This is a genomic window from Ideonella sp. B508-1, from assembly GCF_000333615.1.
Taxonomy (GTDB): domain Bacteria; phylum Pseudomonadota; class Gammaproteobacteria; order Burkholderiales; family Burkholderiaceae_C; genus Ideonella.
Map to the genome: position 1 here is coordinate 1 of NZ_BADL01000083.1, position 3,142 is coordinate 3,142.

The following is a 3,142-nucleotide window of genomic DNA, read 5'->3' on the forward strand; positions in this document are numbered from 1 at the left end:
CGCACCGTGGCGTCATTGCGCCCACCATCGAACACCTTGGCCACCAGCTGCGTGCCGACACTGCCAAACAGGGCCTTCTCAGTGATGAAGCGCGACAAGTCGGTGCTGGCATAGCCAAACAAACCGGTCAGCGAGATCGTCGGGAAGAACTCCGCCTTGGCCACGCCAATGCGGGCGTTGGCTGCACGCAGATTGGCCTCGGCCATGCGCACGTCCGGCCGCTGCTCCAGCACCGCGGAGGGCAGCCCTTGCGGCACCGGCGGCGGCTTGAGCGTGTCCAGGGCCGTGGAACGGGGGATCGCCGCGGGATCGGTGCCCAGCAGGATCGCCAGGCCATTCTCGGCCGCCGCGATCTCACGCTCCTTGGCGGGCACGGCCGCTGCGGTCTCTTCCAGAGCGGCGCGGGCCTGCATGACCTGCAGCAGTGTCCCGGCCCCGCCCTGCTGGCGGGCTTCGGCCAGGCGGATGACCTCCTGCCGATTGGCCACGTCCTGCTGGAGCAGGGCCAGTTCGCGGTCCAGCGCCAGCAGCTGCACATAGCCGCTGACCACATTGGCCACCACCGTGAGCGCAATGGCCCGACGGTCTTCATCGGTGGCCGCCAGATCGGCCAGCGAGGCCTCGTTGCTGCGCTGCACCCGCCCCCAGAGATCCAGCTCCCAGCTCACCTGGGCCTGAAGTTCGTAGGCCGCACTGTTGACGGGCGTGCGCCACGACAGCGGCACCTGCCGCTCCTCGCTCAGTTTGTCTCGGGTGGAGCTGCCGTTGAGCGCCACCTCGGGCAGTTCCTGCGCCTTGGTCAGATCGGCCCGCGCCGCGTACTGGCGAACCCGGGCGGCCGCGATGCGGATGTCCAGGTTGTTCTGCAGCGCCTGCTTGACCAGGGTATTGAGCTGGGCGTCCCCAAAGGACTCCCACCAGGCCAGATTGGCCAGATCAGCGACAGGCGCGGCAGCGGGCGCCGGCGTGCGCCAGACCTTGGGTACGACGACCTCGGGGCGCTGGTAGTCGGGGCCCATGGCACAGCCAGCCAGGGCGCCGGTCAGCAGGACCAGGAGGGGAATCAGGCGCATGGGAGGCCGGCTCCTGGCGCGCGTGGGATGGCAGTGCGTCATTCGTCCTTGTGCTCCCGTGCAAAGCGCTCGGCCAGCAGATCCAGGGCGTGCTCCTCGATCTCCTTGACCCGCACCAGGCGGTTGCGTAACTCGTCGAGGATGGCCTCGAACCACTTGATCTCGTACTCGATGTGCCGCCGCTCGGCCACGATGTCCTCCATCGGCATGTTGGGCGGCGGCCGACCTTCCTCGTCGAACAGGAACTTGATGCCCTCGGCGATCCGGCTGTTCGCGTTGATGTACTGGACCTGCTTCTCGACGTACTTCTTGACCTTCTTGGCCTTGAACTCCTGGATCACAGCCAAACGCAAGGCCTGCTGCTGCTTGGACAGCGTGCTGAGATCCGGATGGCTGGTCACCGGGTCCCCGTCAATGGGACCGAGTCGGGGGCGGGTGCCCGGCTTGTGCTCTGGGTTGTCTGTCATGCCAATGCTTTTCTTGTGCCGGTCCAGTCGTCAGGTGTAGCCCAGCTCCGCGGCCAGCTCCAGCACCTGTGGGTACAGGCCCTTGCCGTCAGGGCGCCAGGCCAACGGCTTGTCCAGCGGGGGTACCTTGACCTTGTGCGGGCGGAATTCCGGGCCGCGCAGGAAATTGGGGTCGTTGCCGAACAAGGCGGTGATGGGACCAAAGCAAGCAAACGGCGAGCGCTCCGGATGCATCATGGCGTCGATGGCCTCGGCGTCGTCACGGATGCCCAGCCAGCGGCACACATCCCCCAGGAACTGGGTCGGGTCGTGCATGATGTCCTCACCCCGCACCCGCATCTGCTGCGCGGCCGGCACCTGGTCCAGGAAGTTCAGGATGTTGGCGTTCAGGTCATGCCAGGCGAACTGCGGATCCACGAAGGCCCGGTCTTCCAGGAAATCGATGGAGTTGACGTACAGGGCGAAGGCGCCGTCGTTCATCGCCATGATGGACTTGCAGGTGGCCACCGGATGGCGCGTCAGGTGCAGGAAACGCGCGTCCGGAAAGGTCCGGTACATGGCCTGCATGCGCTTGATGGAGATGGTGTAGGACGGGCTCTTCTCCACCGCGATCAGTGGATGAATGTCCGCCACCAGTTCCTGGTAGATCTCGGCCGTGCTGCGGTGCTGGCGCGCGGCACACCAATGGTTGGCCATCTGGACGGTGGCCGTGGTCTGCTCACCACCGTAGATCTCCGCCACGGCACGCAGCAGCCCCTGACGGGTCTTGGAAAAATTCTCGATCTCGTCACTGCGCCGCACCCAGAGGTCCATCAGCCGGTCCACATTGAACAGGCACAGCTCCGGCAGACCAAAGGTTTGCGGGTGCTGCCCGATCATCGCGTTCATCAGCGACGTATAGGACCTCGGTGGCGCCAAAAGAAACAGCGGTGCGGCCATCGGAACTGCTGTGGACAGGTATTTCGCCGGGGCGGTGGAACAGTCTCCCGCTCAGGCTCCACACAGGCTCGTGCGGCACCTTGATCGGACGACCACGTGACCAAGATGTGGCACATCACCACGGGACGCCCCATCTCGGTTCTTGAACTGTCGTGCCCAGACGGACCTCGCACAATCCCGAACTTGCATGGCGCCCCCCTGTGAACATAGGGGATGACGACTGCTTGATGGCGGGCAGTATGCCGTCCATCCCCGGGGCCACAGCGCCCTTTCGGGGCACCGGGACAACACAACCCCTAGAACCTCCGCCCGACAGACTGCGGACAGACTGCCCTCACCGACCGCCGTCCCCTGCTTGGGCGACACCCGCTGTCCGAAACCCCGGCGAGGCGCGGAAATGAAAAAACCCAGCATGCTTTCACATGCTGGGTTTTCTGTTTGGTGCGGCTGGCAGGATTCGAACCCACGACCCCTTGGTTCGTAGCCAAGTACTCTATCCAACTGAGCTACAGCCGCTGATCATCCGCAGGTGTGACCGAGGTGAAAAAGCCAGCACGCTTGCACATGCTGGCTTTCCTTGTCTGGTGCGGCTGGCAGGATTCGAACCCACGACCCCTTGGTTCGTAGCCAAGTACTCTATCCAACTGAGCTACAGCCGCATGC

General features: G+C 64.8%; 3 protein-coding genes and 2 tRNA genes. All 5 read right to left on the reverse strand.

What is annotated here, in order from left to right; genetic code table 11:
* The coding region (locus I73_RS03530; RefSeq protein WP_022979350.1) for an efflux transporter outer membrane subunit at positions 1–1,073 on the reverse strand (1,073 nt) is incomplete at its 3' end.
* 38 nt (positions 1,074–1,111) lie between these two features.
* The gene (locus tag I73_RS03535) at positions 1,112–1,540 is read right to left on the reverse strand and encodes a hypothetical protein (protein ID WP_022979351.1); all 429 of its coding nucleotides are present in this window, start codon (positions 1,538–1,540) and stop codon (positions 1,112–1,114) included.
* A 30-nt stretch (positions 1,541–1,570) separates the two neighbouring features.
* A complete protein-coding gene (locus tag I73_RS03540; protein ID WP_022979352.1) occupies positions 1,571–2,479 on the reverse strand; it encodes a sulfotransferase in 909 nt (302 codons plus the stop codon).
* A gap of 439 nt (positions 2,480–2,918) precedes the next feature.
* A tRNA-Arg gene (locus tag I73_RS03545) sits at positions 2,919–2,995 on the reverse strand.
* Positions 2,996–3,061: 66 nt separating this feature from the next.
* Positions 3,062–3,138: transfer RNA gene (locus I73_RS03550), tRNA-Arg, on the reverse strand.
* Positions 3,139–3,142: the final 4 nt, after the last annotated feature.

Coding starts and splice junctions, on each gene's coding strand:
- I73_RS03535 (WP_022979351.1), bottom strand. CDS start 1,540: ATGACAGACAACCCAGAGCACAAGCCGGGCACCCGCCCCCGACTCGGT.
- I73_RS03540 (WP_022979352.1), bottom strand. CDS start 2,479: ATGGCCGCACCGCTGTTTCTTTTGGCGCCACCGAGGTCCTATACGTCG.